This is a genomic window from Kitasatospora sp. NPDC089913 (assembly GCF_044748625.1).
Taxonomy (GTDB): Bacteria; Actinomycetota; Actinomycetes; order Streptomycetales; family Streptomycetaceae; genus Kitasatospora.
On sequence record NZ_JBIVGI010000034.1, the window covers coordinates 39879 to 65985 of the forward strand.

Consider the following 26107-nt stretch of genomic DNA (forward strand, 5'->3'; position numbering starts at 1 on the left):
GCGCTCACCCCGGCGGGAACCGACGCGCCGCAGCGCGCAGCGCGACCCCGGCTCAGGCCCGGTCCGGCACCGGCGCCCCGGCCGGCCCCCGTGGCGCGTCGGGGTACGGCTCCGCGCCGCCGAGCGGGAGAACGGTGTCGGCGTGCGCGGAGACCAGCGGAAGGTCGTGGCTGACCAGGACGATCGCCAGACCCCGCTCGTCCCGCAGCCCGCGCAGCAGCGCCATGATCCCCTCGGCCGTACCGGCGTCGAGGGCCGAGGTGATCTCGTCGCAGAGCAGGACGTCCGGTTCGGCGGCCAGGGCGCGCGCGACGGAGACCCGCTGGCGCTGCCCGCCGGACAGTTCGTGCGGACGACGGTGCGCGTGGTCGGGGGTGAGGCCGACCGCGGTCAGCAGCTCCGCGACGCGCTCCTCGCACCGGTCCGCGGCCGTGGCGAAGTGGAGCTTCAGCGGCCGGGCGAGCGTGGCGCCGACGGTGCGGGCGGGATTGAGGGCACCGAGGGGGTTCTGCGGCACCAGTTGCACGCGCCGTCGCTGCTCGCGGCTGCGACGCCGGTAGGTGGGGGCGAGCGCTTCGCCGCCGAGCAGCACCCCACCGGCCTCGGGGCGGTGCAGACCGGCGAGGCAGCGCAGCAGGGTGGTCTTGCCGCAGCCGGACGGGCCGGTGACCCCGGTCAGGGTACCGGGGGCCAGCCCGAGGTCGAGGGCGGTGAGGACCTCCCGGGCGGCGCGGCCGGTCCCCACCCGGGCGGTGAGCGCGGCCACCTCCAGCACCGGCCCGGTGACACGCTTCACCACGGGTCCGGCGGCCGCCGCCGGGGCCGCCCTCCGTGCGGCGGGCACCGGGAGGTGCGGGGGCCGCAGGGCGAGGACCTCGTCGGCGCAGCGCGCCACGAAGTCGGGGTCGTGGCTGGTGAGCACGACGGCGAGACGGTCGCGGTCGGCGAGGTCGCGCAGCAGGTCGGCGATGTCGTCGCGCAGGTCGGCGTCGAGGCCGGCGGTGGGTTCGTCGAGGAGCAGGATCGCGGGCCTTCGGGCCAGGGCCCGGGCGAGGGCGACCCGCCGCTGCTGGCCGCCGGAGAGCAAACCGGGGCGGCGGTTCTCGAGCCCTTCGCCGACCGGCAGGCGGACCGCCCGGAGCAGTTCCGGCACGGAGGCGGCGCGGCGGTCGGCGGCGGTCTCGGTGATGATCCGTCCGACCCGCATCCGGGGGTCGAGGCCGGAGCCGGGGTCCTGGCCGACCAGGGCGAGCCGGTGGCGGCGCAGTCGGCGCAGTTCCGCCGGGGGGAGGGCGAGGATGTCGTGGCCGAGGACGGTGAGGTCCCCCGCGGCGACCCGCGCGTCCGGGGGCAGGGCGCCGACGAGGGCGTGCAGCAGGGTGGTCTTGCCCGCGCCGGAGGGGCCGGTGACGGCGGTGACCCGGCCCGGGACGAGGGCGAGGGTGGCGTCGGTGAGCAGCGCGGTGCCGTGCAGCGTGACGGTCAGTCCGGTGGCGCGGGCGGCGGTGGTGGCGCTCACAGCGGGGTCTCCGGGGTGGGGCGGGCGGGGGCGAGGGCCTCGGCGGCGAGGTTGACGCTGACGGCGAGCAGGCCGATGGCGAGGCAGGGTGCGCCGACGGCCCAGACGTTGAGGGTGAGTCCGGCGGCGTTCTCGCGGATCATCAGTGCCCAGTCGGCTTCCGGCGGCTGGGGTCCGAGCTGGAGGAAGGCGGCGACGGAGACGATGTAGACGCCTTCGACGAAGCGCAGGCCGAACAGTGCCAGCACGGTGGAGCGCAGGTTGGGCAGGACCTCGCGGACGGTCAGGTGCCAGAGGTTCTCGCCGCCCGCCGCCGCGGCCTCGACGTAACCGGCGGTGGCGAGGGGCGCCGCGGCGGCGGCGACGATCCGGACGGCGTAGGGGATGCCGAGCACGGTCGCCGCGGTCGCGACGGCGAGGCGTCCGCCGCCGGGCCAGGCCAGCGCGACGAGCATGATGGCGAGGACGGAGGGCAGCAGGATCGTCAGGTCGGCGGCGCGTTCGATCCACCGGCCCAGGGCGGGGCGCAGCACCGCGACGATGCCCAGGGCGGTGGCGACGGCCGTCACGACGAGCGCGACGGCCAGGGCGGTGGCGATCAGGGGTGCGCCGCCGGTGAGGAGGCGGCTGAGGACGTCCCGGCCCAGCTGGTCGCCGCCGAGCGGGGCGTCGCCGCCGGGCGGGGCGTAGGGGAAGGCGACCGGGGTGTCGATCGGGTACGGGGCGAGGAGCGGCCCGGCGAGGGCGAGGGCGACGAGCAGGAGTGCGGGCACGGCGCGCAGGAGGACCCGGCGGCCGCGCGCTCGGGCCGGGGCGGGGGCGCCGGTCGGACCGGGGCGGACGGAGGTCATCGGTGCTGCTCCCCGAGGGCGGTGGTGCGGACGAGGTCGGCGAGCAGCAGGAGGAGGCTGATGGTGGCGCCGGCCGCGGCGACGACCCCGGCGACGAGCGGGGTGTCGCGGTCGGTGATCGCCCCGGCCAGGACGGCTCCGATGCCCGGGTAGTTGAAGAGGGTCTCGACGACGACGGTGCCGCCCAGCAGCATGCCGGTGGAGGTGGCGATGCCGACGGCGACGGCCGGCAGGGCTCCGGGGAGCATGTGGTGGACCAGGATCCGCCGGCGGGGCAGACCGTCCAGGACCGCGGCCCGCACGTGCGGCAGCGCGGCCTGGTCGGCGAGCGCGCCGCGCACGATCCGGGTGTTCCAGCCGATCTGGGGCAGGGTCAGGGAGAGCAGCGGCAGCACGATCATCGTCCAGGACTCGGGTCTGCCGTCGGGTCCGGTGAGGGTGACGGCCGGGAGCCAGCCGGTCCACTGGGACAGCAGGAGCAGCAGGCCGACGGAGACGACGAACTCCGGCAGGGCGAAGGCCGCGGTGGACAGGGTGTCGACGGCCCGGTCGGTGCGTCCGCCCGGGCGGAGCGCGGCCCAGCCGCCGAGGGCGAGGGCGCCCGCGGTGCTGAGGGCGAGGGCGAGCACGCCGAGCAGGAGGGTGTTGGGGAAGGGGCCGGCCAGGACGTCGGTGACGTGCTGGCCGTGGGCGGTGGTGCCGAGGTCTCCGGTGGGCAGGCCGGTCATCCAGTCCCGGAACCGCTCCGCCACCGGCCGGTCCAGTCCCATGGCGGTGCGGCGGGCGGTGAGGTCGGCGGCGGTGACGCCCCGGTCGGCGGTGGCACCGGCGGCGTCGCCCGGCAGGATCTCGACGGCGGCGAAGACGGCGGCGAGCAGGACGAGGAGCATCAGCAGCCGCCGGGCGGCCTGCCGGGCGACCCGGCCCGCGCCGGGGAGGACGCGGGCCGGGACGCTGCGCGGCGGGTGGACGCCGGCCGGGCGGAGCGCTGTCAACGCGCCAGCCAGGTCTTCTCGAGCTGGACGCGCCCGTACCCGGGGAGGCGGGGCAGGTCGCGAACGGCCGCGCCGGCGAGGTCGATGCCGTCGGCCATGCCCCACAGCAGGTAGCCGGAGCCGGCGAACTCGATCTCCTGGAGGCGGTGCAGCAGCTTGCCGCGCTCGGTGGCGTCGACGGTTCCCATCGCCCGGCGGTAGGTCTCGTCGAAGGAGGGCTCGTTCCAGCCGCTCTCGTTCTGGCCGGCGTCCGAGAGCATCGTCTTGGAGGCGAAGAACACGACGGAGTCGTTGGTGCCCCAGTACGTGGTGTAGAGCGGCGCCTTGAGCCAGGTGGCGTCCCAGAAGATCTTGGAGTCCTGCTTCACCACGTTGATCTTCACCCCGGCCTCGCGGGCCTGGGTGGCGAACAGGGTCGCGGACTCGGCGAGTCCGGCGATGTCCTCGGTGGTGATCAGGTCGTAGGTCTTCGCGGTGTCGAACCCGGCGTCGGCGAGCAGTTGCTTGGCCCTGGCGAGGTCGCGGGTGCGCTGCGGCAGGTCCTTGGCGAGGGCCGGGTCGCCGGTGCCGAGGATGTCGTTGCCGACGGTGCCGTAGCCGGAGAGCACCTGCTTGACCATGGCGTCGCGGTCGACGGCGAGCTTGAGGGCCTCGCGCACGCGGGGATCGGCGAACGGGCCGTCGGCGGTGCGCATCACGATCGGCATCGCCATGTCGTTGGGGCGGCGGACGATCTGCACGTCCTTGCGGGCCTCGGCCGTGCGGGCGGCGACGGCGCCGACGTTGGAGGCGACGTCGATCTGTCCGGCGAGCAGGGCGTTGGCCATCGCCTGGGGGCTCTCGAAGAGCCGGACCTCGACGGCGTCCAGGAGGGCCTTGCCGCCGTACCAGTTGTCGTTGCGCACCAGGCGGGCGTTGCCGTCGCGGTACCAGTCGAGCTTGAACGGGCCGGTGCCGGGGGCGTCGGCGATCGCGTCGTCCTTGGTGTCCTTCTTCAGGACGAAGGTGGTCAGCCGGGTGAGCAGCGGCAGCTCGGCGTTGGGGTAGTCGGAGACCAGGACGACGGTCTTCGCGTCCTCGGCGGTGATGTTCTCCGGCTGGATGCCGGGCAGGCGGCTCTTGCCCGAGGGGGTGTTGCGCAGGCGCTTGAGCGACCAGACGACGTCCTCGGCGGTGACCGGGGTGCCGTCGTGGAAGGTCGCGCCGTCGGCGAGGGTGAAGCGCCAGGTCCGCAGGTCGTCGGAGGGCTTCCAGGACGCGGCCAGGCGCGGGGCGGTGTTGGTCGACACCCCGGGTGCGGCGAGGGTGTCGAAGACCAGGCTGAGAATGAGGTAGTCGCTCTCGTTGGCCTGGGTGCCGTGGGGGTCGCGGGTGACGGCGGAGGCCTTGCCGAGCGCGCCGATCTTCAGCGTGCCGCCCGGGCGGGGCTGCTGGGAGCCGGCGCCGGAGGGCGCGGCGTCCGTGGATCCGCTCTTTCCGCTGCTGCAGGCAGCGAGCGCACCGGCCGCCCCCGCACCGGCACCGGCCCACAGCAGCTGTCGTCTGGTGATGCCCACGTTCGTTCCTCGTTTCCGGTCGTGCTCAACTTGCTTAGGCTTACCTAACCTAAGTTCAGGACGGCGTGCAAGCCGCCCGACGGAGCGCACCACCCCCCGCACCGCGCCCCCCGTGGTCATCAACAGGCCTTCTGAGCAGGCCAGTTGGGCACGTGCGCCGGCCGCTCCGGGGCCGAAAACTGAGTCTACGTAAATGTAGACAAGAAGCCGGGTAAGGCTTGCCTTACCTCGAAGTCGTTGTTACGTTTCCTGTCGTCCGGCCGTTCCAGCCGCCCCCGGACCCACCCCCTCACGTCATGTGCAGCTCCCGCCGCCGCCCCACGCCGGCGCGGTGATGCCACATGCCCGCGCCACTTCTCTCTCCCGTCCCCGGAAGGTCCGCCGTGCCCACCTGCCCTGCCCCGGTACGCCGTCTCGACCCCGTCACCGCCGCGGAACTCACCTCCGCCGCCGCGAAGCTGCTGGCCCGCCACGGCTCCGCCACCAGCCCCGCCCTGCTCGCCGACCTGCCCGCCGAGTGCGCCCGGCTGAGCGCGCCGCTGCGCCACCTGCTGCGTCCGGTCGACACCGCCGACGGCCTGTTCGTCCTGCGCGGCCTGGACCTCGACGACACCGAACTCGGACCGACCCCGGGACACTGGTCCACCGTCGCCGACGCCGGCGCCCGCTGGGACGTCGCCCTGCTGCTCGTCTCCACCCTGATGGGCACCCCCATCGCCTGGGACGGCCAGCAGGAAGGGCGGTTCGTGCACAACATCGTGCCCTCGCCGGGACACGAGAGCGAGCAGACCGGCGCGTCCAGCTCCGTGCTGCTCACCCCGCACACCGAGGACGCCTTCCACCCCGGCCGCGCCCACCTGCTGCTGCTGTGCTGCATGCGCAACCACGACGGCATCGCCACCACCGCCGCGAGCGTGCGCCTGACCGGGCTCGACCCGGCCGACCTGGACCTGCTGAAGCGGCCCGTCGCGCCGATCCTGCCCGACGACGCCTACGAGCAGGCCCAGCGGTTCGGCGGCCGCCCCGCCCCGGTGCCCACCCTCTTCGACAGCCCCGAGGGCCTGACCATGCGCTACGACCCCGCCTACACCCCGCTGGAGGAGACCGACCCGGTGTGGCAGGAGGCCTACGAGCGCCTCGGCCGGGAGCTGGCCCGGGTCTCGGTCGCGGTCAGCCTGGAGCCCGGCGACATCCTGGTCGTCGACAACGACACCGTCGTCCACGGCAGGGTCCCCTTCCGGGCCCGCTACGACGGTACCGACCGCTGGCTCAAGCGTGCCTCGGTCCGGGTCGAGGACCGCCCCACCCGCCCGCTCGCCGAGCACGACGAACACGGCTACGGCCAGGCCGCCCTCACCGCCTGGGCCTCCTGAACCGCCGACGCGACGCCACCGCCCCTCCGCCCTCCGCCCTCCGCCCTCCGCCCTCCGCCCTCCGCCCTCCGAAAGGCCACACCCATGGACCGGGACGACACCACCCTGCGCGTACTGTCCACCAGTGACCTCGCCGGCCTGGACATCACCCTCGCCGACGTCGTCGACACCGTCGAACAGGCCTACCGCACCCTCGCCGCCGGGCAGTCCGACAACCCCCGCAAACTGACCGTCAAACCCGCCGACGGCCACTCCGTCTCCTACGCCATGCTCGGACGCGACGGCGTCCGCAACGTGGTCGCGGTCAAGACCTCGTACAAGCACGGTCTGCACGAGAGCCGCGAGAACCAGCACTACTACACGACGCTGACCATCTACGACGACGTCACCGGCCTGCCGGTCGCCATGATGGACTGCTCGCGGATCGGCTCCCTGCGCACCCCGGCCGTCTCGGCCCTGCTGGCCCGCGAGTGCGCCGCGCCCGGCGCCTCCACCGCGCTGGTGATCGGCACCGGCACCCAGGGCCGGCTGGCGCTGCCGTTCCTGCTCACCACCCTCCCCGGGCTGGAGCGCCTGCTGCTGTCCGGCACCCACCCCGACGGCATCGCCGCCGTCCGCGCCGAACTCGACCGGCATTTCCCCGGCCGCGAGATCGAGCTGGTCACCGACCTCGCGGCGGCCGCCCGCGACGCCGACCTCGTCGTCGCCACCGCCGGTGGCCACACCACCGCCGCCGTCGAGGCCGAGCAGCTCAAGCCCGGCGCGACGGCGATCCTGGTCGGCCACGGTCTCGCCCCCTCCACCCTGCACCGAGCGGACCGGGTGATCGCCACCAGCGAGGCCCAGATGCGCGTCACCGGCACCGACATGGCCGACGCCGACGGGAAGTTCCCGGCCGTCGACCTGGAACTCCCCGCCGCGATCTCCGGGGCCGCCACCGCCCGCACCGCGCCCGACCAGCGGATCTTCGCCTACAACAGCGGACTCGTCGTCACCGACATCGCGCTGGGCCACCGCTTCGCCCAGCTCGCCACCGCCCAGGGGCTCGGGACCGAGGTGGCCCTGTGGCGCTGACCCTGCCCGCCCGCCCCGACCCGCTCACCCTGCCCGCCCACCCCGACCCGCTGGCCGACGGCCTGCACGCGAGCGGCCTGCTCCACGAACTCGCCCACGGCCTCGACAGCCCGTTCCACTACCTGCTGCCCGAACGCTTCGACGCCAACCTCGCCGCGTTCCGCGCCGCCCTGGCCGACACCGGTGTGGACGGCCACGTGTACTACGCGAAGAAGGCCAACAAGGCCTCCGTGTTCGTCGAACGCTGCGCCGAGGCCGGCGCCGGCGTGGACGTCGCCTCCCTCGGTGAACTGCGCGACGCCCTCGGCCACGGCGTGCGCGGCGAGGACCTCGTCGTGACCGGCCCCGCCAAGTCCGGGCACCTGCTGCGCGTCGCCGTCCGGCAGGGATCGCTGATCGCCGTCGACGCCCCCGACGAACTCCGGCGGCTGCTCGACCTCGGCGCCGGCCGCCCGGCCCGGGTCCTGCTGCGCCGCCACCCGCCGAACCAGCCCCGCAGCCGCTTCGGCCTCGACGACGCGCAGCTCGGCCGGGCGCTGCGGGACTGCGCCGACGCGGGCGACCTGGTCAGGATGGAGGGCTTCAGCTTCCACCTGTCCGGCTACGACACCCGGCCGCGCACCGACCTCGCCGGGGAGCTGGTCGAACTGTGCCTGAAGGCCCGGACCCTGGGCCTGCCGGCGGACCGGATCAGCATCGGCGGCGGCTTCGCCGTCGACTACGTCGACGCCGCCGCCTGGGAGAGCTTCCTCGCCGAGCAGCGCCCCGGGCACTACCACGCCGACAAGGCCTTCGGCACCGGCGACTTCTACCCCTACCACTCCCCCGTCGCCGGCGCCGACGCGCTGCGCGCCGTGCTCGCCGGGAGCCCCGGCGGCACCGGGCCCGCCCTCGCCGAACGGCTGCGGCAGGCCGGGGTGACGCTGCTGCTGGAACCCGGCCGCGCCCTGCTCGACCGGGCCGGCTCCTCGGTCTTCCGGGTCCAGGGCGTCAAGGACCGCGCCGGGTACGGCATCGTCACCGTCGACGGCACCAGCCTCAGCCTGTCCGAGCAGTGGTTCAACAGCGAGTACCTGCCCGAACCGCGGTTGCTGCCCGCCCCCGGCGCCGGGACGGCGGGCTCGCCGTACCCGGCCTGCGTCGGCGGGGCCAGCTGCCTCGACTCCGACCTGCTGACCTGGCGCAAGGTCCCGTTCCCGGCCCGGCCCCGGGTCGGCGACCTGCTCGTCTACCCCAACACCGCGGGCTACCAGATGGACTCCAACGAGTCCCCGTTCCACGAACTGCCGCTGCCGCCGAAGGTCGTCGTCGACCGCCCCGGAGACGGCTCCCGGTACCGCTGGCGCCTCGACCGCTGAGACCGCCTCGCCCCGCCCTCTCCGGGCACCCGCACCACCCGTACTGTCCGCACCGCCCCACGGAGCCACGCCATGACCGACGCCCTGCACCGCCCCCCGGTGGTCAGCCGGATCTCCGACCTCATCGGCCGCACCCCGCTGTTCGAGCTCGCCCGGGCCGACAACGGCGCCCGCCTGCTGCTCAAACTGGAGATGTTCAACCCCACCGGTAGCGCCAAGATCCGGATGGCCCGTCAGATGGTCCTCGACGCCGAGGAACGCGGCGAGCTGCGCGAGGGCGGCCACATCGTCGAGTCCACCTCCGGCAACACCGGTCTCGGGCTCGCCGTCGTCGCCGCCGAACGCGGCTACCGCTTCACCGCCGTCGTCGACAACCACGCCGCCGTCGACAAGCTGCGCGGCATGAAGGCCATGGGCACCGAGCTGGTGTACGTCGACGCCGACACCGACGGCGAGGAGCTCCACACCGCCGCACGCGAGGAGCTCGCCGAGGAGATGGCCCGCGGCAAGGACAACACCTTCTTCACCGAGCAGCACAACAACCCGAGCAACGCGGTCGGCTACTACGACGTCGGCCGCGAGATCGCCCAGGCCCTCGACCACCGGGTCGACGTGCTGATCGGCGCGGTCGGCACCGGCGGCGGCCTCTGCGGCACCGCCAGGGAGCTGCGCCGGAGCGTCCCGGACGTCACCGTCGTCGGCGTCGAACCCAAGGGCTCCATCGCCTTCGGTCCGCCCGCCCACGACTACTACCAGTCCGGCACCGGCACCCCCGAGGGCGCCAGTATCGGACTGCTCGTCGACTACGACCTCATCGACGAGGGCGTCAAGGTCGGCGACATCGAGGCCTTCGCCACCGCCCGGGTCGTCGCCCGCCGCACCGGGCTGCTCATCGGCGGCTCCGCCGGCGGCGTCGTCCACGAAGCCCTGCACCGACTGGGCCGGCAGGCGCCCGACACCGTGGTGGTCGCCTTCGTCAACGACGGCGGCGAGAAGTACATGGACACCGTCTTCAACGACGACTGGATGACCGCCCGCGACCTGCACGACCCGGCCGCCGAAGCCGCGATCGACGAGACGCTGACCAAACTCCGCAGGAACTGAGACCGACCGTGAAGCAGACAGCAGTACTCGCCCGCGACAGCCGCGCACTCGCCGCGCTCGCCGTCCCGCTCGCCCTCACCCAGCTCGCCCAGGTGGCCCTGACCACCACCGACACCGTCATGATGGGCGTGCTCGGCACCGAGGCCCTGGCGGCCGGTGGCCTCGCCCTGGTCGTCTTCAACCAACTGCGGACCATGGGCGTCGGCCTGGTCACCTCCGTCGGCAACCAGGTCGCGGCCGCCGCCGCGCGGGCCGAACGCGGCGAACGCACCGAACACGGCGACCTCGCCGACGTCTCCGCCGAGGCGGACGACGGCCACGAGGTCCGCGCCCTGGTCCGGGCCGCGATGGCCGTGGCGACACTCGCCGGGATCGCCGGCGCCGTCCTCATGGTCCTCGTCGGCCAGGCCGCCACCTGGCTGGGCCAGGACGCGGCCGTCGCCGAGCGCGCCCAGAGCATGCTCGCCGCACTGGCCCCGGGCCTGCTGCCCTGCCTCTGGTTCCAGGCCGTCCGCCAGTTCACCGTCGGCATGCGCCGCCCGCAGGCCCTGCTGCGCATCACCGTCGCCGCGGTCGCCGTCAACGCCGGACTCAACTGGGTCTTCATCCACGGGACCTGGGGACTGCCCGAACTCGGCCTCACCGGGATCGGCGTCGCCACCAGCAGCGTCCACTTGCTGTCCTTCCTCGCTCTCCGGTCCTCCGCACGGCGCGACCCCGGACTCGCGCCGCTGCTCACCCTGGACTTCTGGCGCGCCGACGCCGCCACCGTGCGCCGCCTGCTCCGCCTCGGCACCCCGATCGCCGCCACCTACGGCTCGGAGGCCGGCTTCTTCTCCGTCACGGCGCTGCTCGCCGGCAGCTTCGGCGCCGCCGCGCTCGCCGCCCACACCGCCGTCAACCAGCTGATCTACATCGTCTTCCAGGTCGCCGTCGGCCTCTCCCACGCCGCGTCCATCAACGTCAGCCGGGAACTCGCGCTCGGCGACCGCGCCGCCGCCCGCCGGATCAAGAACACCGCGCTGGCCTGCGGAGCCGCCGTCAGCACCCTCGTCGGCGTCGTCTACCTCACCGCCCCCCGGCTCGTCCTGCGGCCCTTCTTCGACCCCGGAACCGCCGCCGACCAGCAGGGCCTGCGGATCGCGACCGGACTCCTGGCCGTCGTCGCCGTGCTGCAGTTCTTCGACTGCGCCCAGAACATCGGCGTCGGACTTCTGCGCGGGCTCGACGACACCGGCAGCGGCTTCCGGATCACCCTGATCGGCTACTGGGCCGTCGGCCTGCCCGCCGCCTGGCTGCTCGCCTACCCGCTCGGGGGCGAGACCCGCGGACTCTGGCTCGGGCTGTTGGTCGGCCTCGCCACCACCGCCGTCCTGCTGCTGCGCCGCTACACCCGCGCCCTCGACGCCGGGGCCGCCGTCGCCACCGCAGCCACGCCCGCACCCGCACCTTCGCCTTCACCCGCACCTTCGCCTTCACCCGCACCTGCTCCTTCGCCCGCACCCGCGGAGCCGGAGCGGACAACCCCGGTCCCGTAGCCGACGACGGCCCGGCCGCCCCCGGTGCGGGGCGGCCGGGCCGTCGGAGCGCCGGACCTACTGCGGGGTGACGTAGGCGCCGGAGATGCCGCCGTCCACGAGGAAGGTGTTGGCGGTCATGAAGGAGGAGTCGTCGGAGGCCAGGAAGGCCACCGCGGCGGCGATCTCCTCGGGCTCGGCGAAGCGGCCGAGCGGGATGTGCACCAGACGGCGGGCGGCGCGCTCCGGGTCCTTGGCGAACAGCTCCTGCAGCAGCGGGGTGTTCACCGGGCCGGGGCACAGCGCGTTGACCCGGATCCCCTCGCGGGCGAACTGCACGCCCAGCTCGCGGGACATCGCCAGCACCCCGCCCTTGGAGGCGCTGTAGGAGATCTGCGAGGTGGCCGCGCCCATCACCGCGACGAAGGAGGCGGTGTTGATGATCGAGCCCTTGCCCTGCCGCTGCATGTGCGGGATCGCGTACTTGCAGCACAGGTAGACGCTGGTGAGGTTGACCTCCTGGACCCGCTTCCAGGCGTCCAGGCCGGTGGTCAGGATGGAATCGTCGTCCGGCGGGGAGATGCCCGCGTTGTTGAAGGCGATGTCGAGCCGGCCGTACTCGTCCACGGCCCGCTGGAAGAGGTCGCGGACGGCGTCCTCGTCGGTGACGTCGACCTGGACGAACAGACCGCCGACCTCGTTGGCCGCCTTGGCGCCGGTCTCCGGGTCGAGGTCCGCGCAGACCACCTTGGCCCCCTCGGCGGCGAGGCGGCGGGCGGTCGCGAGGCCGATGCCGCTGCCGGCGCCGGTGATGACGGCCACCCGGCCGTCGAGTCGCTGGGTCATGCTGATCACTCCTCCGTGGAGATGAAGACGTTCTTGGTCTGGGTGAAGGCGTCGAGGGCGTCCGGGCCGAGCTCGCGGCCGAGCCCGGACTGCTTGAAACCGCCGAACGGCGTGGTGTAGCGCACCGAGGAGTGCGAGTTGACGGAGAGGTTGCCCGCCTCGACGCCGCGCGCGACCCGCAGCGCGCGTCCGACGTCCCTGGTCCAGACGGAGCCGGACAGCCCGTACTCGGTGGCGTTGGCGATGCGCAGGGCGTCCTGCTCGTCGCGGAAGGGCACCACCGCGACCACCGGGCCGAAGATCTCCTCGGTGAAGGCGCGGTCGTCGTGCCGCACCGGGGCGAGGACGGTCGGCGGGTACCAGAAGCCGGGCCCGTCGGGGGCGGTGCCGCGGAACGCCACGGCCGCGTCGTCCGGCACGTAGGAGGCGACCCGCGCCCGGTGGGCGGCGGAGATCAGCGGGCCCATCTCGGTCTTCTCGTCGGCCGGGTCACCGACCCGCACACCGCGGACGGCCGGTTCCAGCAGCGCCATGAAGTCCTCGAACACGGAGGCCTCGACCAGGATCCTGGACCGGGCGCAGCAGTCCTGGCCGGCGTTGTCGAAGACGGCGTAGGGCGCGGTCGCGGCGGCCTTGGCGAGGTCGGCGTCGGCGAACACGATGTTGGCGCTCTTGCCGCCGAGTTCGAGGGTGACCGGCTTCACCTGGGCGGCGCAGCCCGCCATGATCTCCTTGCCGACCCGGGTCGAGCCGGTGAACACGACCTTGCGCACGTCCGGGTGGGTGACGAAGCGCTGTCCGACGACCGGGCCCCGGCCGGGCAGGACCTGCAGCACGCCGTCCGGGATTCCGGCCGCGAGGGCGAGTTCGCCGAGGCGCAGCGCGGTGAGCGGCGTGAGCTCGGCGGGTTTGAGGACGACGGTGTTGCCGGCGGCGAGGGCCGGGGCCAGGGCCCAGGCGGCGATCGGCATCGGGAAGTTCCACGGCACGATGACGCCGACCACGCCGATCGGTTCCTGGAAGGTGAGGTCGACGCCGCCGGCGACGGGGATCTGCCGGCCGAACAGCCGTTCCGGGGCGGCGGCGTAGTAGTCGATGACGTCGCGGGCGTTGCCGGCCTCCCAGCGCGCGTTGCCGATGGTGTGCCCGGCGTTGGCGACCTCCAGGGCGGCGAGGTGTTCGCGGTCGGCGTCGACGGCGGCGGCGAAGGCGCGCAGCAGCCGGGCCCGGTCGGCGGGGGCCACCCGGCGCCAGGTGTCGAAGGCGACCCGGGCGCGGGCCACGGCGGCGTCGGTCTCGGCGAGGCCGGCCAGTTCGACGGTGGTGATCACCTCCTCGGTGGCGGGGTTGACGACCTCGAAGAGGTCCGGTTCGGTCATGGGTTCGTCTCCCGGTGGCTGGCGGTGGTGAGGGCCTGGGCGGTCAGGGCTCGGAACAGGCGCGGGTCGTCGGGGTCGGTCTCCGGGTGCCACTGGACGCCGAGCGCGAAGCGGTGGCCGTCGAGTTCGAGTGCCTCGACGGTGCCGTCGGCGCCGTGGGCGGTGGGCCGCAGGCCGGTTCCCAGCCGGTCGACGGCCTGGTGGTGGTAGCAGGAGACCTCGGCGTCCGGCCCCAGGACGGTGGCGAGCCGGCTGCCGTCGGCCACCTCGACCCGGTGCCGGACGAACTGCGCGGGGACCTTCTGGTGGCTCCCGTCGGGCAGGTGCTGGCGCAGGGTGCCGCCGAGTTCGACGTTGAGCAGCTGCATGCCGCGGCAGACGCCGAGCAGCGGGAGGCCGCGGTCCAGCGCGGAGCGCAGCAGGGTGCTCTCCCAGTCGTCGCGGGCGTGGTGGGGCGGGCCGGTGCGCGGGTCGGCCACGGCTCCGTACCTGGCCGGGTCGAGGTCCGGTCCGCCGGCGAGGACGAGGCCGTCCAGGGCGTCGAGGAGGTGTCCGGCCCCGCCGGGCTGGGGCGGCAGCAGGACCGGGGTGCCGCCCGCGCGGACGACGGCGTCGACGTAGGTCTGGGGCACCAGGGCGGCGCGCTGGTGCCAGACGGACCAGGCCGCGTCGTCCTGGTAGGTGGTGATGCCGATCAGTGGCCGGCGCGGGTCGGCGCCGGTCACAGCCGCTCGAATCCGCGGCGCCGCTCCCAGTCGGTCACCGCGCCTTCGTAGGCGGCGAGTTCGGTGCGTCCGGCGTGGGTGTAGTGCCGGACGACGTCCTTGCCGAAGGCTTCGGTGGCGACGGCGCTGCGCTCGAAGGCGTCGACCGCGTCCCGCAGGTTGGCGGGCACCCTGGGGGCGTCGGAGGCGTAGGCGTTGCCGGTGAACTCCGGTTCGAGTTCGAGCTGCCGGTCGATGCCGTGCAGTCCGGCCGCGATCAGTGCGGCGACCGCGAGGTAGGGGTTGACGTCGCCGCCGGGGACGCGGTTCTCGAACCGCAGCGACGGCCCGTGGCCCACCACCCGCAGGGCGCAGGTGCGGTTGTCGCGGCCCCAGGCGACGGCGGTGGGTGCGAAGCTGCCGGGCACGTAGCGCTTGTAGGAGTTGACGGTGGGGGCGAGCAGCAGGGCGAAGTCGGCGAGGCAGGCGAGCTGCCCGGCGAGGAAGTGCTCCATCGTCCGGGAGAAGCCGTGCGGCCGGTCACCGGCGAACACGGGTGCGCCCCGCTCGTCGCGCAGACTGAGGTGGATGTGGCAGGAGTTGCCCTCGCGTTCGTCGTACTTCGCCATGAAGGTGAGGCTGCAGCCCTCCTGGGCGGCGATCTCCTTGGCTCCGGTCTTGTAGACGGCGTGGTTGTCGCAGGTGGTGAGGGCGTCGGCGTACTTGAAGGCGATCTCGTGCTGGCCGAGGTTGCACTCGCCCTTGGCCGACTCGACGGACAGGCCCGCGCCGGCCATCTCGTTGCGGATCCGGCGCAGCAGGGGTTCGATCCGGCCGGTGCCGAGCACGGAGTAGTCCACGTTGTACTGGTTGGCCGGGGTGAGCCGGGCGTAGTCCTTGTCCCAGGCCTGTTCGTAGCTGTCCCGGAAGACGATGAACTCAAGCTCGGTGGCGGCCTGGGCGTGCCAGCCGTGGCCGGCCAGGCGGTCGAGCTGGCGTTGCAGGATCTGCCGCGGGGAGACGGCGACCGGGGTGCCGTCGTGGTGGAGGACGTCGCACTGGACCATGACGGTGGCGGGGTGCCAGGGCACGGTCCGCAGGGTGGCGAGGTCGGGGCGCAGTGTCAGGTCGCCGTAGCCGTTCTCCCAGGAGGAGATCTCGTAGCCGTCGACGGTGTTCATGTCGATGTCGACGGCGAGCAGGTAGCCGCAGCCCTCGGCGGCGCCTGGCACCACGTCGGCGAGGAAGTGCTCGGCGGCCAGGCGCTTGCCCTGGAGCCGGCCCTGCATGTCGGTCATGGCGAGCACGACGGTGTCGACGGACCCGTCGGCGACGCGGGTGCGCAGCTCGTCGAGGGTGAGCCGGGGGCTGGTCATCGGACCTCCAGTTCGGTGTCGTGCGCGTCGGGTCCGGTCGGCAGGGCGTGGACGTGGGGTCCGGTGAACCAGTGCCGGGCCGAGGCCAGCCACCACACCCCGGCGAAGCCGACCACGACGGCCACGGCGACGGGGGTGTAGTTGAAGCTCTCGGCGGTGATCGGGGAGGCGGTGGGGAGCATGAACAGCACGGTGATCACCGCCGTCCAGCCGACCGCGAGGATGCCGATCGGCCGGCTCCACCGTCCCAGGTTCCAGGGGCCGGGGGTGAAGTCCTCGCCCTGGCGCAGCCTCAGGTACACCGGAATGACGTAGGAGATGTACAGGCCGATGACGGAGATGGAGGTCACGGCGGTGTAGGCGGTGGTGTTCCAGAGCGCGGGCAGGCCGAGCAGCAGGGCGCCGCCGGTCGCCAGCCAGACCGCGTTGGTCGGGGTCTGGGTGCGCGGGTCGATGCGGTGCCACAGCCGGGAGCCGGGCAGCGCGCCGTCCCGGGAGAAGGCGTAGATCATGCGGGAGTTGGCGGTGACGGAGGCCATTCCGCAGAAGAACTGGGCGCCGATCACGACCAGCAGCAGGAACTGGGCGCCGCCGGAGCCGATCGCGTCGATGAAGATCTGGGCGGGCGGGACGCCGGTGTCGCTGTCGAGCGCGCCGTCGTAGTCGCGGATCGCGAAGGTGATGCCGAGCAGCAGGACCCAGCCCGCCGCCAGGGAGACGGTGATGGCGTTGACGATGCCGCGGGGACCGGAGCGGGCGGCGTCGCGGGTCTCCTCGGTCATGTGCGCGGAGGCGTCGTACCCGGTGAGGGTGTACTGCGCCATCAGCAGGCCGATCATCGCCACGTAGAACTGGTTCCGGAAGCCGGTGCCGTTGACGAACTCGGTGAGGACGAAGGACGCCGGGGCGTGCTGGTCGGGGAGTACCGCGAGGGCGCCGACGATGACCGCGACGCCCACCAGGTGCCACCACACGGACACGCTGTTGAGGAGGGCGACGAGGCGCACGCCGCGGGTGTTGAGCAGGCCGTGCAGCAGCAGGATGACGGCGAAGATCTCGATGGTGTGCACGGGGCTGGCCTCGATGCCGAAGCGCAGTGTGAGGAAGGCGTTGGTGAAGAACGCGGCGCCGAAGTCGACGCCGGCGGTGACCGCGACCTGGCCGAGGAAGTTGAACCAGCCGGTGAACCAGCTCCAGGCGGCGCCCCGGCTGCGGCTCAGCTTGGCGGCCCAGTAGTAGAGCCCGCCGGCCGTGGGGTAGCTGGAGCAGATCTCGGCCATGGCGAGCCCGACGCAGAGGGTGAACAGGCCGACCACCGGCCAGCCCCAGACGATCAGGGCCGGGCCTCCGGTCCTCATGCCCGTGCCGTAGAGGGTCAGGCAGCCGGAGAGGACCGAGACGATGGAGAAGGAGACGGCGAAGTTGGAGAAGCCGGACATCGAGCGGGCCAGTTCCTGGGTGTAGCCCAGCTCGCGGAGGCGTTGTTCGTCGTCGGAAACGGGGGTGGTGCTTTCCGGAAACACGGTGGGGGAATGCTGGTCGGTCGAGTGGGTACCGGTCGGTCGTGCGTCGGGTGAGCGTGCGTCGGTCATGGGCACCCCAGGGGGTTGAGGGTGTGCCGGGGCGGGCAGGGCCACGACGGCGTGGCCCACCCGGCCGGGCGGGTTCGACGGTCGGACGGCTCTTCAATGGTCTGGAACCAGACCATTGGGTGGGTGAGCAGCATCGTTCCGGCTGAGCCGGGGCCGCGTCAAGGGCCGACACCGAGAACGGGACGCAACGAGGTCCGACGACCGCCCGTAGGTACGATTCCGGGCGTGGACCTGGACCAAGCACGTGAGCAGGCACGGCTCGACTGGCAGGCCGGTGCGATCTTCCGCCCGGTCCGCACCGGCAACGCCTTCGAGGAGACCGTCGAACGGCTGCTCCAGGCGATCAAGCTCGGTGTCTTCGGCCACGGCGACCGGCTGCCCGCCGAACGGGACCTCGCCGCACGACTGGGCGTCAGCAGGGAGACCCTGCGCGAGGCGCTGCGCACCCTCCAGCAGGCCGGCTGCGTCGAGCCCCGCCGCGGCCGCTACGGCGGCACCTTCGTCACCTACCGGATGCCCGCGCCCGACGTCGCCGACCTCCGCCGGGCCGCCCGCGACCTCGGCGGCGCACTGGAGGACGCGCTGACCTACCGCCAGGTCCTGGAGACCGGCGCCGCCGAGGCCGCCGCCCGCCGCACCCTCACCACCGACCAGCGGGCCCGGCTGGAGAGCCGGCTCGACGAGCTGGAGGACGCCCCGCCGGACCAGTACCGCCAGCTCGACTCGCGCTTCCACCTCGCCATCGGCGAACTCACCGGCTCCCCCACCCTGGCCGCGGCCATCGCCGAGGCCAGAATGCGCCTCAACGACCTCCTCAACGCCATCCCCATGCTGGAGCGGAACATCGAGCACGCCGCCGAACAGCACCGCGCCATGGTCCGGGCCATCCTCACCGGAGACGGCGACGCCGCCCGCCGCGCCACCGAGGAACACCTCGCCGCGACGGCCGCGCTACTGCGGGGCTTCCTGGCCTGAGGCTCCCGCCCCGGGCCGGACCTGGACCGAAACCGGGCCGGACCCGGACTGGACCCGCCCCGGGCCGGACCCGGACCGGCCGCGACCCGGGGGTCCCGGCCGGCCCGGGCACTACGCCCCGGTCAGGACGCGCACTCCCGGCAGATCGGCCGGCCGTTCTTGTCCTCGCCCGCGAGCTGCGCGCGGTGGTGGACCAGGAAGCAGGTCATACAGGTGAACTCGTCCGCCTGGAGCGGCACGACCCGCACGGTGAGCTCCTCGCCCGACAGGTCGGCACCCGGCAGCTCGAGCCCCTCAACGGCCTCGGGCTCCACGTCCACCGAGGAGCTCTGCTTGTCGTCCCGCTTGTTCTTCAGAGCCTCGATACTGTCGTCGCGTCCCTCGTCGCCGGTGTCGCGCGGGGCATCGTAGTCGGTTGCCATGGTGCTGTCTTCTCCTTGAGCGTCGCTTCCGGCATCGCATCGTGCCACCTGCCGGCCCACGGAGCATCCACCGCACACAAAAGCGCGGCCGATCCCACCCGTGGCGCCCCACCATCTCATCCGCCGCACCGCCGGACGCGCGAAGCCCCACCCATGATCCACCCATCGGCGGACCCGACGGCGTCCCGGGCGTCGGATCCGGGCCCGGCACGGGCGAGCTGACGCCCAGCCGGACGCCGGGCACTCCCGGACCGGTCCGCCCGGATCGGCCGGTAACAAAGGTTGTCATTCGAGATCTCGGTAACTAGAGTTGTCGCATGACGTCGATCGAGATCACCCCCGAAGAGCGGGCCGAACTGGTCAAGGCCCTCACCGGCGCCCTCGACCCGCTCGCGACGGCCGTTCGCTCCCGCCGGTCGGGGCTGTCCACCGCCCGGATGTGGGACGCCGACCCGGTCGAGGTGACGCTGTCCGTCCTCGCCGCCTGGAAGGTGGTCGACGGGGAGGTCAGGCGGCTGACGGCGCTCGCGGCGGCGGCGGCCGGCTCCTACGGCGCGAACTACGAGCAGCTGGGCGCGGCCTGGGGCATGACCCGCCAGGGCGCGCGCAAGAAGTGGCCGGAGGCGGTCCCCCGCCCCACTGCGGCGCGAATCGGCCCTTCGCTCGAACTGTTCGGCGGACACGCCGAATTGACGCAGGATCAACGATCGGGCGGCTGGTCCTGGACGGCCGAGGGCGCGGACGGGACGCTCGGCGCCGCCGGGGACGGCACCCGGTACGCGACGAAGGAGGAGGCCGCCGCCCACGCCGGGGCCTTCCTCCGGGAGCATGTCGTCACGCTCCCGTAGGGCACCGGCGCCCCGGCCTGCCGGGCCGGGCCGGCAGGCCGGAGTGGGCGGGTACGGGTCGGCCGTCCCGGGCCGACGATCCGGGGTCGGCGCGGACGGAGAGTCAGCGCGGACGGAGGGTCAGCGGCCCCGGGGTCAGCGGCCGGCGCTCCTGAGGACGGCGAACGGGGCCCCGAACGGATCGAGGAACATCGCCAGCCGGCCCACGCCCGGGGCGTCCATGGCGGAAATGATGACGGTGGCGCCCAGCTCCCGGGCCCGGACCAGGGCGGCGTCGCAGTCCTCGACCTCGAAGTAGGGGTGCCACTCGGACGTCGATCCGGCGTCCAGGTGCATCTGCTGCAGCTGCAGGATGCCACCGTGCGCGGTCCCCCCGCCGCCGGTCCCCCCGCCGCCGGCCGGCCCGACGACGGTGTAGACGATGCCCCCGCCCATCGGCCGGTCCGTGCCCTCCCAGGCCAGGACGCTGCCGTAGAACCTCCTCGCCGCCGCACCGTCGGTGGTGTAGAGCTCGATCCAGCTCACGCTGCCGGGCTCGTCGACGAGGTCCAGGCCGTCCCTGTCGCCCGGTTCCCACACGGCGAACTCGGCGCCGGTCGGATCCGTGAAGCCGGCCGTCCGTCCGGCCGTGAACACCTGCGCCGGCGGGAAGCGGACGACGCCGCCCGCCGCCTCGACGGCCCTGGTGGTGGCATCGGCGTCCGTCGTGCGGAAGTACACCGTCCACGCGGACCCCGCGCCCTCCTCGGTCAGCGGCCCGACGGCGGCCACCGTCCGGCCGTCCTTCCGCAGGAAGCCGTACCCCCCGGCCTCCGGCCCGGCGGAGACGAACTCCCAGCCGAACAGGCCGCGGTAGAAGGCCGCGGCCGCGGCGACGTCGGGCGTCCCCAGGTCGAGCCAGTTCAGCCCGCCCGGGAGCCGGGTGGAGGTCAGCATCTGGTACTCCTGTCGTCCGTGGTCTCCTCCCGGGCCCGCCGGGCCCGGGAGCCTGCGACGAGCCTGGCAGCGGCACCGCCGCACCCGGCGCACCGGCCCCCCGGGGTCAGCCGTTCGGCCGTGCCGCCGCACGCGGGCGGCGGGCGACGGCGAGCAGGTGGAGGCTGAGGACCAGCAGTTCCGGCCGGGTGTCGGCGAACCGGGCGGCGGCGAGGGCGGATTCGAGTGCCCGCCCGCCGAGGTCCGTCGTCCCGGTACGGCGCTCCTCCGCCCGCAGCCCCTCGAACGCCGGTCCGTGCAGCCCGTGGAGCGACACGACCTCCAGGCCCGCCCGGTGGGCTTCGGCGGGGAGCTCGGACGGGTCGTGGTAGTAGGTGGTCGGGCCGTCCCGGCGGACGCGGAGGCCGGTGGCCGCGATGTCCGGCGCCACCTCCGAGTGCGGGTCGATGAGCTTGGCATAACGGTTGAGCACGGCCGCGGCGACCGGGCCGCCGGGACGGACGACGCGTGCGGCCTCCTGCCAGGCGCGGTCGCGGTCGGCGGCCTCCGGCAGGTGGTAGAGCGGGCCGAGCAGCAGCACCGCGTCGAACGAGCGGTCCGCCCGGTCGAGGGAGCGCGCGTCGCCCACCTCGGCCGCCAACCCCAGGGCTCGGGCCTGCCGGACGTGCCGCTCCACCGGGTCGATCACGAGCACCCGGTAACCGCGGTCGGCGAGCAGACGGGCATGGACACCGGGCCCTCCGCCGACGTCCAGGACGGAGGCGGGCGGGGGCGGCAGGTGGACGCGCAGGATCTCCTGGGTCCGCATCAGTTCGATCGTGCCCACGGTGCGCCCGGAGGTGAGGCGGCCGGCCTCGTCGCCGCCGTCGTAGTAGGCGGTGATGTCGGGCAGGAGTGCCACGTCGACCTCCGGTGGGGGGAGCGGGAGAGCCCGGGGGCGGGAGAGCAGGTGGCCGTGTCCGGCCATTCACCGTATAAGTTGCGGCCAGCTGCGATGTACACAGTTGACTGTTCTTTAGCAATGAATTGCTCGGCCATGAGTCAATTCGATCAACTCCTCTGTCATGTTCTAGCCAGCGTTCCAGATCCCGGAACGCGATGGCCCCTAGCCGGCCCCCACAGCCGGCCGGAGGAGGATCCCTTGCGCCCCCGTACCCTCGCGCTCGCCGCGGCGATAGCCGTGCTGCCGCTCACCGCCGTCTCGCTCGGCGTCTCCACCGCACAGGCCGCAGCCCCCCACGCCGCCCCGCGCGTCACCCTTCCGAACACCGTCAACCCGGCGGTGGCCCAGTCGGAGAAGAAGGGCGACGTCCCCGCGGAGCAGCAGATATCCGTGTCCGTCAGCCTCAAGCTGCGCGACGCCGACGCGCTCGAGCGCTTCCTGACCGCGGTCGGCACCCCCGGTGCGCCGGAGTTCGGCCGGTACCTGACGCCGGAGCAGTTCACCGACCGGTTCGGACCGGCCCCGGCCGCCGTCGACCAGGTCAGGGCCTACCTGACCGCACAGGGCCTGACGGTCACCGAGGTCAGTGCCAACCGCCAGGTGGTCAACGCCCGCGGCACCGCCGCCCAGGTCTCGCAGGCCTTCGGCACCCACGAGAGCGCGTACGTCGACCCGCGGACCCAGCGGTCCTTCTTCGCCAACGACGCGGCCGCCTCCGTCCCGTCCGACCTGGCCGCCGCCGTCCAGGGCGTCAGCGGTCTGGACAACCACCCGGTCCGCAGGACCCACCTGGTCCAGCCGGACTCGCCCGCCTCCGACGCCGCCCCTGGGACCGCCCCCGGAGCCGCTCCCGGCGCCGTCGCCGCGAGCCCGGGCGGACTGTCCCCCGCCCAGTACACCGGTGCCTACAACCTCAACCGGACCGGCGCCGACGGCACCGGCGTCACCGTGGCCCTGTGGGAGTTCGACGGCTACAGCAAGTCCAACCTGAGCACCTACGACTCGCAGTACGGCCTCTCCGGTCCGGCCGTGTCCACCGTGTCGGTCGACGGCGCGAACTACGACTCGCGGCCGGGCGAGGGCCAGGGCGAGGTCGAGCTGGACAGCGAGATCGTCCGCGGCGCCGCGCCCAAGGCCACCCAGCTGATCTACGAGGCGCCCAACAGCGACCAGGGCGAGATCGACATGGCCAACAGGATCGTGGCCGACAACCGGGCCTCGGTCATCTCCATCTCGTGGGGCTCCTGCGAGCCGGACACCACCCCGGCCTCGATGACCGCCGTCGACAACGCCTTCAAGCAGGCCGCCGCCCAGGGCATCTCGGTCTTCTCCGCCTCCGGCGACGACGGCTCCCGCGACTGCACCCGCTCCACCAGCGGATCGACCGTCAAGGCGGTCGACTTCCCGGCCTCCAGCCCGCACCAGACCGGTGTCGGCGGCACCAACCTCAAGGTCTCCGGCGGCAACGCCTACTCCTCGGAGAGCGCCTGGAGCACCGCAGGCGGCGGCGTCTCCACCGTGTTCGCCAAGCCGGGCTGGCAGACCGGCACCGGGATCAACGGCACCATGCGCACCGTCCCGGACGTGTCCTCCAACGCCGACCCGCAGAGCGGCTTCGCCGTCTACACGGCCGGCGGCTGGCAGGTCTACGGCGGCACCAGCGCGGCTGCCCCGCTGTGGTCCGGCTACGCCGCCCAGTTCAACCAGAAGGCCAAGGCCGCCGGGCAGCCGGTCCTCGGCGAGGCGAGTCCGCGGCTGTACGCGCTCGCCAACGGCGCCGGCTACGCCTCCGCCTTCCACGACGTCACCACCGGTGCCAACCAGGACTTCTCCACCCGGACCGGCTACGACCAGGTCACCGGCTGGGGCAGCCCGATCGCCGACGCCCTGACCACCGCCCTGCTCGGCGGCGGCACCACCACCCCGCCGACCGGCGGCTGCACCGCCGCCCAGCTGATCGCCAACGGCGGCTTCGAGACCGGCTCGGCCGCCCCGTGGACCGCCTCCAGCGGCGTGGTCGACAACAGCGCCTCCGAGGCGGCCCACTCGGGCAGCTGGAAGTCCTGGATGAACGGCTACGGCTCGGCGCACACCGACTCGATGTCGCAGACCGTCTCCGTCCCGGCCGGCTGCAAGTCCGCCTCGCTCACCTTCTGGCTGCACATCGACACCGCGGAGACCGGCTCCACCGCCTACGACAAGCTGACCGTCCAGGCCAACAGCACCACGCTGAAGACGTACTCCAACGCGGACGCGGCGGCCGGCTACACCCAGCGGACGCTGGACCTCGGCTCCTTCGCCGGGCAGACGGTGACGATCAAGTTCACCGGCACCGAGGACTCCTCGCTCCAGACCGGCTTCGTGGTCGACGACGTCGCGCTGAACGTCGGCTGAGCCCGAGCCGGTCGAAGCGGACCGGCCGGCCGCGCCGCCCCTCCATCCCCTCCGTCCCTTCCACCCCTCATCCCCCGCCGGGGCGGCGCCGTCAGGGCCCGCCCCGGCGGTGTCGTCGGCGGGGCGGGCCCGAACAGGGGCGGGCACGAATCACAGGCTCCCGTGAGGACTCCCGAGGACGCGCGGGGACTCCCGAGGACGCCCGGGCGACGCCCCGGTGGTGCACCGGGAGCTTTCCCGCCGCGTGAACGGGTGTACACGGAGGGGCGTTCGGGCCGCGGACCGGCGCACGGGGCGAAACGGTGTCGATCATCCGGCCCGGAGCTGGATATCGTGTCGGGCGATGCCGTGTCGCCGACTTCCCGGCGCGCGGTCTTACGCCATTGTCAGGAGAGATCTGGGTGAAGTCCCGTATCACAGCGCTCCGCAGCGCCGCAGCCGTCGCGGTGGCCGTCCTCATGACGGCGCCCGGTGTCGGCTCGGCGGGAGCCGCGCCTGCCGGGGGGCCGGACACCAAGGCGGTGACGTACCAGGGCCACGTCTTCCAAGTGCCCTCGAGCTGGGCGGTGGTGGACCTCGCGGTCGACCCGCAGGCCTGTGTCCGTTTCGACCAGCACGCCGTCTACCTCGGCCACCCGGGCGACCAGCAGGTCTGCCCGCCACGACTGATCGGCCGCACCGAGGCGCTGCTGGTCGAGCCCGCCGCCGCCGCGGCGCCGGACCGGGAGGGTTCCAACCCGGTCGCCCACACGGTCCGGGCCAACGACGGCGTGGTCGCGGTGACCGGCACGTACGACACGGACCAGGCGCTGGTGCGGCGGATCATCACCGGCGCCGGCCTCGTCCCCGCGCCGCAGCACCAGCCCGCGCCGACGCCGGCGCCCGCCGGGCCGGGGTCGCGGACGCCGGTCGCGCCGCGCTCCTCGGCCGCCCAGGCCGCACCGGCCGGGTCCGGGTCGGCCGGTTCCGCACCGGCCGACTCCGCGCGGGCCGCGGCTCCGGCCGCCGCACCCGCTGCCGCCGCCGCGATACCCGCGTCGGCGACCAACTACACCGGCAAGGGCTTCGACGCCTGCACGGCGCCCTCCGGTGCCGCGATGAACGCCTGGATGACGGCCTCCCCGTACCGGGCGGTCGGCATCTACATCGGCGGGTCCAAGCGGGCCTGCGCCCAGCCGAACCTCACGGCCTCCTGGGTCCAGCAGCAGGCGTCCGCCGGCTGGGCCTTCATGCCGCTGTACGTCGGCGTGCAGGCTTCGAAGATCGTCGCCCCCGCCGCCGAGGGCGCCAACGCCGCCGCCGACGCGGCGGCCCAGGCGCAGAGCCTCGGCTTCTCCCCCGGCGCGGTCCTCTACTACGACATGGAGGCCTACAACACGCCGCAGTACACCGCCCCGGTGCTGGCCTTCCTCACCGCCTGGACCAACGAGCTGCACGCCTGGGGTTACAACTCCGGCGTCTACAGCAGCAGCTCGTCCGGCATCAAGGACCTCGTCGCCAACGCCGGCAACAGCGCCTACACCATGCCCGACGCCGTCTTCAGCGCCAACTGGAACGGCCGGGAGGACACCGAGGACCCGTGGATCCCGGCGGGCTACTGGTCCAACCACCAGCGCGCCCACCAGTACGCCTCGCCGGCGGCCGCGGAGACCTGGGGCGGCTTCTCGATCGGGATCGACCAGGACTACCTCGACATCCAGCTGAACGGCGCCCCGCCGTCGCAGTCCTCGGGGCTGTTCCTCGGCGTGCGCCAGAGCTCGGGCAACTGGCCCGGCTTCAATCCGCTGACCGGCGGGGCGGGCGTCTTCCGCGGCTCCGAGGTGGCGATCGCCGGGCTGCCCAACGGCTCCTCGCAGGAGCTCGGCATCGGTCTCGACGGCCTGCTCTACCACGGGACCCGCGCCGCGAACGGCAACTGGTCCGGCTTCGCCCAGCTCCCCGGTAACGGCACGCCCACCATGGCGGCGTACCGGGCCGCCGTCGCCGGACTGCCGAACGGCTCGTCCCAGGTACTGGCCGTCGGCAACGACGGCAACGTCTACCACGAGACCCGCTTCGCCGACGGCAACTGGTCCGGCTGGGCCGCACTGCCCGGCGTCGGCACCCCCACCATGTCGGCCGGGGCCGTCGCCATCGCCGGACTGCCCGACGGCTCGTCCCAGGTACTGGCCATCGGCAACGACGGCAACGTCTACCACGAGACCCGCTTCGCCGACGGCAACTGGTCCGGCTGGGCCGCACTGCCCGGGATCGGCACCCCCACCATGTCGGCCGGGGCCGTCGCCATCGCCGGACTGCCCGACGGCTCGTCCCAGGTACTGGCCATCGGCAACGACGGCAACGTC

21 protein-coding genes are annotated in these 26107 nt (G+C 73.7%); 9 read left to right on the plus strand and 12 right to left on the minus strand.

Features of this window, described 5'->3' with window-relative positions; all coding sequences use genetic code 11:
- Positions 1-52 precede the first annotated feature (52 nt).
- From ACIPYS_RS34885 to ACIPYS_RS34900, 4 genes are read right to left on the minus strand one after another with little or no spacing between them, the layout of a single operon-like run.
- The gene (locus ACIPYS_RS34885) at positions 53-1519 is read right to left on the minus strand and encodes an ABC transporter ATP-binding protein (protein ID WP_400753844.1); all 1467 of its coding nucleotides are present in this window, start codon (positions 1517-1519) and stop codon (positions 53-55) included.
- Entirely contained in the window at positions 1516-2370 is an 855-nt protein-coding gene (locus ACIPYS_RS34890; protein WP_400753847.1) for an ABC transporter permease, read from the minus strand. The genes ACIPYS_RS34885 and ACIPYS_RS34890 overlap by 4 nt, the downstream gene beginning before the upstream one ends.
- Positions 2367-3365 (minus strand): ABC transporter permease, encoded by a 999-nt coding sequence (locus tag ACIPYS_RS34895; protein WP_400753850.1) that lies wholly within the window; start codon positions 3363-3365, stop codon positions 2367-2369. The genes ACIPYS_RS34890 and ACIPYS_RS34895 overlap by 4 nt, the downstream gene beginning before the upstream one ends.
- Positions 3362-4921 carry an ABC transporter substrate-binding protein gene (locus tag ACIPYS_RS34900; RefSeq protein WP_093864107.1) on the minus strand — a complete coding sequence of 520 codons (1560 nt, stop codon included), beginning with the start codon at positions 4919-4921 and terminating at the stop codon, positions 3362-3364. Before ACIPYS_RS34900 ends, ACIPYS_RS34895 begins: the two co-directional genes overlap by 4 nt.
- Before the next feature lie 383 nt (positions 4922-5304).
- On the opposite strand from ACIPYS_RS34900, the gene ACIPYS_RS34905 reads away from it, so the two are divergent.
- The 5 genes from ACIPYS_RS34905 (at position 5305) to ACIPYS_RS34925 (ending at position 11368) form a co-directional block, all read left to right on the plus strand.
- Positions 5305-6294, plus strand: a complete 990-nt coding sequence (locus ACIPYS_RS34905) for a TauD/TfdA family dioxygenase (RefSeq protein ID WP_093864106.1) — start codon at positions 5305-5307, stop codon at positions 6292-6294.
- Between the two features lie 84 nt (positions 6295-6378).
- Positions 6379-7368: an ornithine cyclodeaminase gene (locus tag ACIPYS_RS34910; RefSeq protein ID WP_093864105.1), complete on the plus strand. Its 990-nt coding sequence runs from the start codon at positions 6379-6381 to the stop codon at positions 7366-7368.
- On the plus strand, positions 7359-8726 hold the full coding sequence (locus ACIPYS_RS34915; RefSeq protein ID WP_400753856.1) for a Y4yA family PLP-dependent enzyme: 1368 nt from the start codon (positions 7359-7361) through the stop codon (positions 8724-8726). Before ACIPYS_RS34910 ends, ACIPYS_RS34915 begins: the two co-directional genes overlap by 10 nt.
- Positions 8727-8798: 72 nt before the next feature.
- Positions 8799-9830 carry a cysteine synthase family protein gene (locus ACIPYS_RS34920; protein WP_400753859.1) on the plus strand — a complete coding sequence of 344 codons (1032 nt, stop codon included), beginning with the start codon at positions 8799-8801 and terminating at the stop codon, positions 9828-9830.
- A gap of 8 nt (positions 9831-9838) precedes the next feature.
- Complete coding sequence (locus ACIPYS_RS34925) at positions 9839-11368, plus strand: MATE family efflux transporter (RefSeq protein WP_400753861.1); 1530 nt, start codon at positions 9839-9841, stop codon at positions 11366-11368.
- Between the two features lie 57 nt (positions 11369-11425).
- Here ACIPYS_RS34925 and ACIPYS_RS34930 read toward each other — a convergent pair whose 3' ends face one another.
- Genes ACIPYS_RS34930 through ACIPYS_RS34950 form a run of 5 tightly spaced genes read right to left on the minus strand, consistent with a single transcriptional unit; the run spans position 11426 to position 17244 of the window.
- Positions 11426-12193: a 3-oxoacyl-ACP reductase gene (locus tag ACIPYS_RS34930; protein ID WP_093864101.1), complete on the minus strand. Its 768-nt coding sequence runs from the start codon at positions 12191-12193 to the stop codon at positions 11426-11428.
- A gap of 5 nt (positions 12194-12198) precedes the next feature.
- Complete coding sequence (locus tag ACIPYS_RS34935; RefSeq protein ID WP_400753864.1) at positions 12199-13572, minus strand: aldehyde dehydrogenase family protein; 1374 nt, start codon at positions 13570-13572, stop codon at positions 12199-12201.
- On the minus strand, positions 13569-14297 hold the full coding sequence (locus ACIPYS_RS34940; RefSeq protein ID WP_400753867.1) for a gamma-glutamyl-gamma-aminobutyrate hydrolase family protein: 729 nt from the start codon (positions 14295-14297) through the stop codon (positions 13569-13571). The genes ACIPYS_RS34935 and ACIPYS_RS34940 overlap by 4 nt, the downstream gene beginning before the upstream one ends.
- Positions 14294-15652 (minus strand): glutamine synthetase family protein, encoded by a 1359-nt coding sequence (locus ACIPYS_RS34945; protein WP_400753870.1) that lies wholly within the window; start codon positions 15650-15652, stop codon positions 14294-14296. Before ACIPYS_RS34945 ends, ACIPYS_RS34940 begins: the two co-directional genes overlap by 4 nt.
- Positions 15649-17244, minus strand: a complete 1596-nt coding sequence (locus ACIPYS_RS34950; RefSeq protein WP_400753873.1) for an amino acid permease — start codon at positions 17242-17244, stop codon at positions 15649-15651. Before ACIPYS_RS34950 ends, ACIPYS_RS34945 begins: the two co-directional genes overlap by 4 nt.
- A gap of 225 nt (positions 17245-17469) precedes the next feature.
- Here ACIPYS_RS34950 and ACIPYS_RS34955 point away from each other — a divergent pair, with 225 nt between their 5' ends.
- Positions 17470-18219 (plus strand): FadR/GntR family transcriptional regulator, encoded by a 750-nt coding sequence (locus tag ACIPYS_RS34955; protein WP_400753876.1) that lies wholly within the window; start codon positions 17470-17472, stop codon positions 18217-18219.
- A gap of 122 nt (positions 18220-18341) precedes the next feature.
- Here the strand turns inward: ACIPYS_RS34955 and ACIPYS_RS34960 are convergent, their stop codons facing one another.
- Positions 18342-18641, minus strand: coding sequence for a DUF4193 domain-containing protein (locus ACIPYS_RS34960; RefSeq protein WP_030395238.1), 300 nt, complete (start codon positions 18639-18641; stop codon positions 18342-18344).
- A gap of 317 nt (positions 18642-18958) precedes the next feature.
- Here ACIPYS_RS34960 and ACIPYS_RS34965 point away from each other — a divergent pair, with 317 nt between their 5' ends.
- The gene (locus tag ACIPYS_RS34965) at positions 18959-19489 is read left to right on the plus strand and encodes a hypothetical protein (RefSeq protein ID WP_400753880.1); all 531 of its coding nucleotides are present in this window, start codon (positions 18959-18961) and stop codon (positions 19487-19489) included.
- Between the two features lie 135 nt (positions 19490-19624).
- Here the strand turns inward: ACIPYS_RS34965 and ACIPYS_RS34970 are convergent, their stop codons facing one another.
- Together ACIPYS_RS34970 and ACIPYS_RS34975 are read right to left on the minus strand one after the other, a co-directional pair.
- Positions 19625-20425: a VOC family protein gene (locus ACIPYS_RS34970; protein ID WP_400753883.1), complete on the minus strand. Its 801-nt coding sequence runs from the start codon at positions 20423-20425 to the stop codon at positions 19625-19627.
- Between the two features lie 106 nt (positions 20426-20531).
- Positions 20532-21326: a class I SAM-dependent methyltransferase gene (locus tag ACIPYS_RS34975; protein ID WP_400753886.1), complete on the minus strand. Its 795-nt coding sequence runs from the start codon at positions 21324-21326 to the stop codon at positions 20532-20534.
- A gap of 240 nt (positions 21327-21566) precedes the next feature.
- Here ACIPYS_RS34975 and ACIPYS_RS34980 point away from each other — a divergent pair, with 240 nt between their 5' ends.
- Both ACIPYS_RS34980 and ACIPYS_RS34985 read left to right on the plus strand, forming a co-directional pair.
- Positions 21567-23762 carry a protease pro-enzyme activation domain-containing protein gene (locus ACIPYS_RS34980; RefSeq protein WP_400753889.1) on the plus strand — a complete coding sequence of 732 codons (2196 nt, stop codon included), beginning with the start codon at positions 21567-21569 and terminating at the stop codon, positions 23760-23762.
- A 401-nt stretch (positions 23763-24163) separates the two neighbouring features.
- A partial coding sequence (locus ACIPYS_RS34985) for a glycoside hydrolase domain-containing protein (RefSeq protein ID WP_400753892.1) occupies positions 24164-26107 on the plus strand: 1944 nt, incomplete at its 3' end.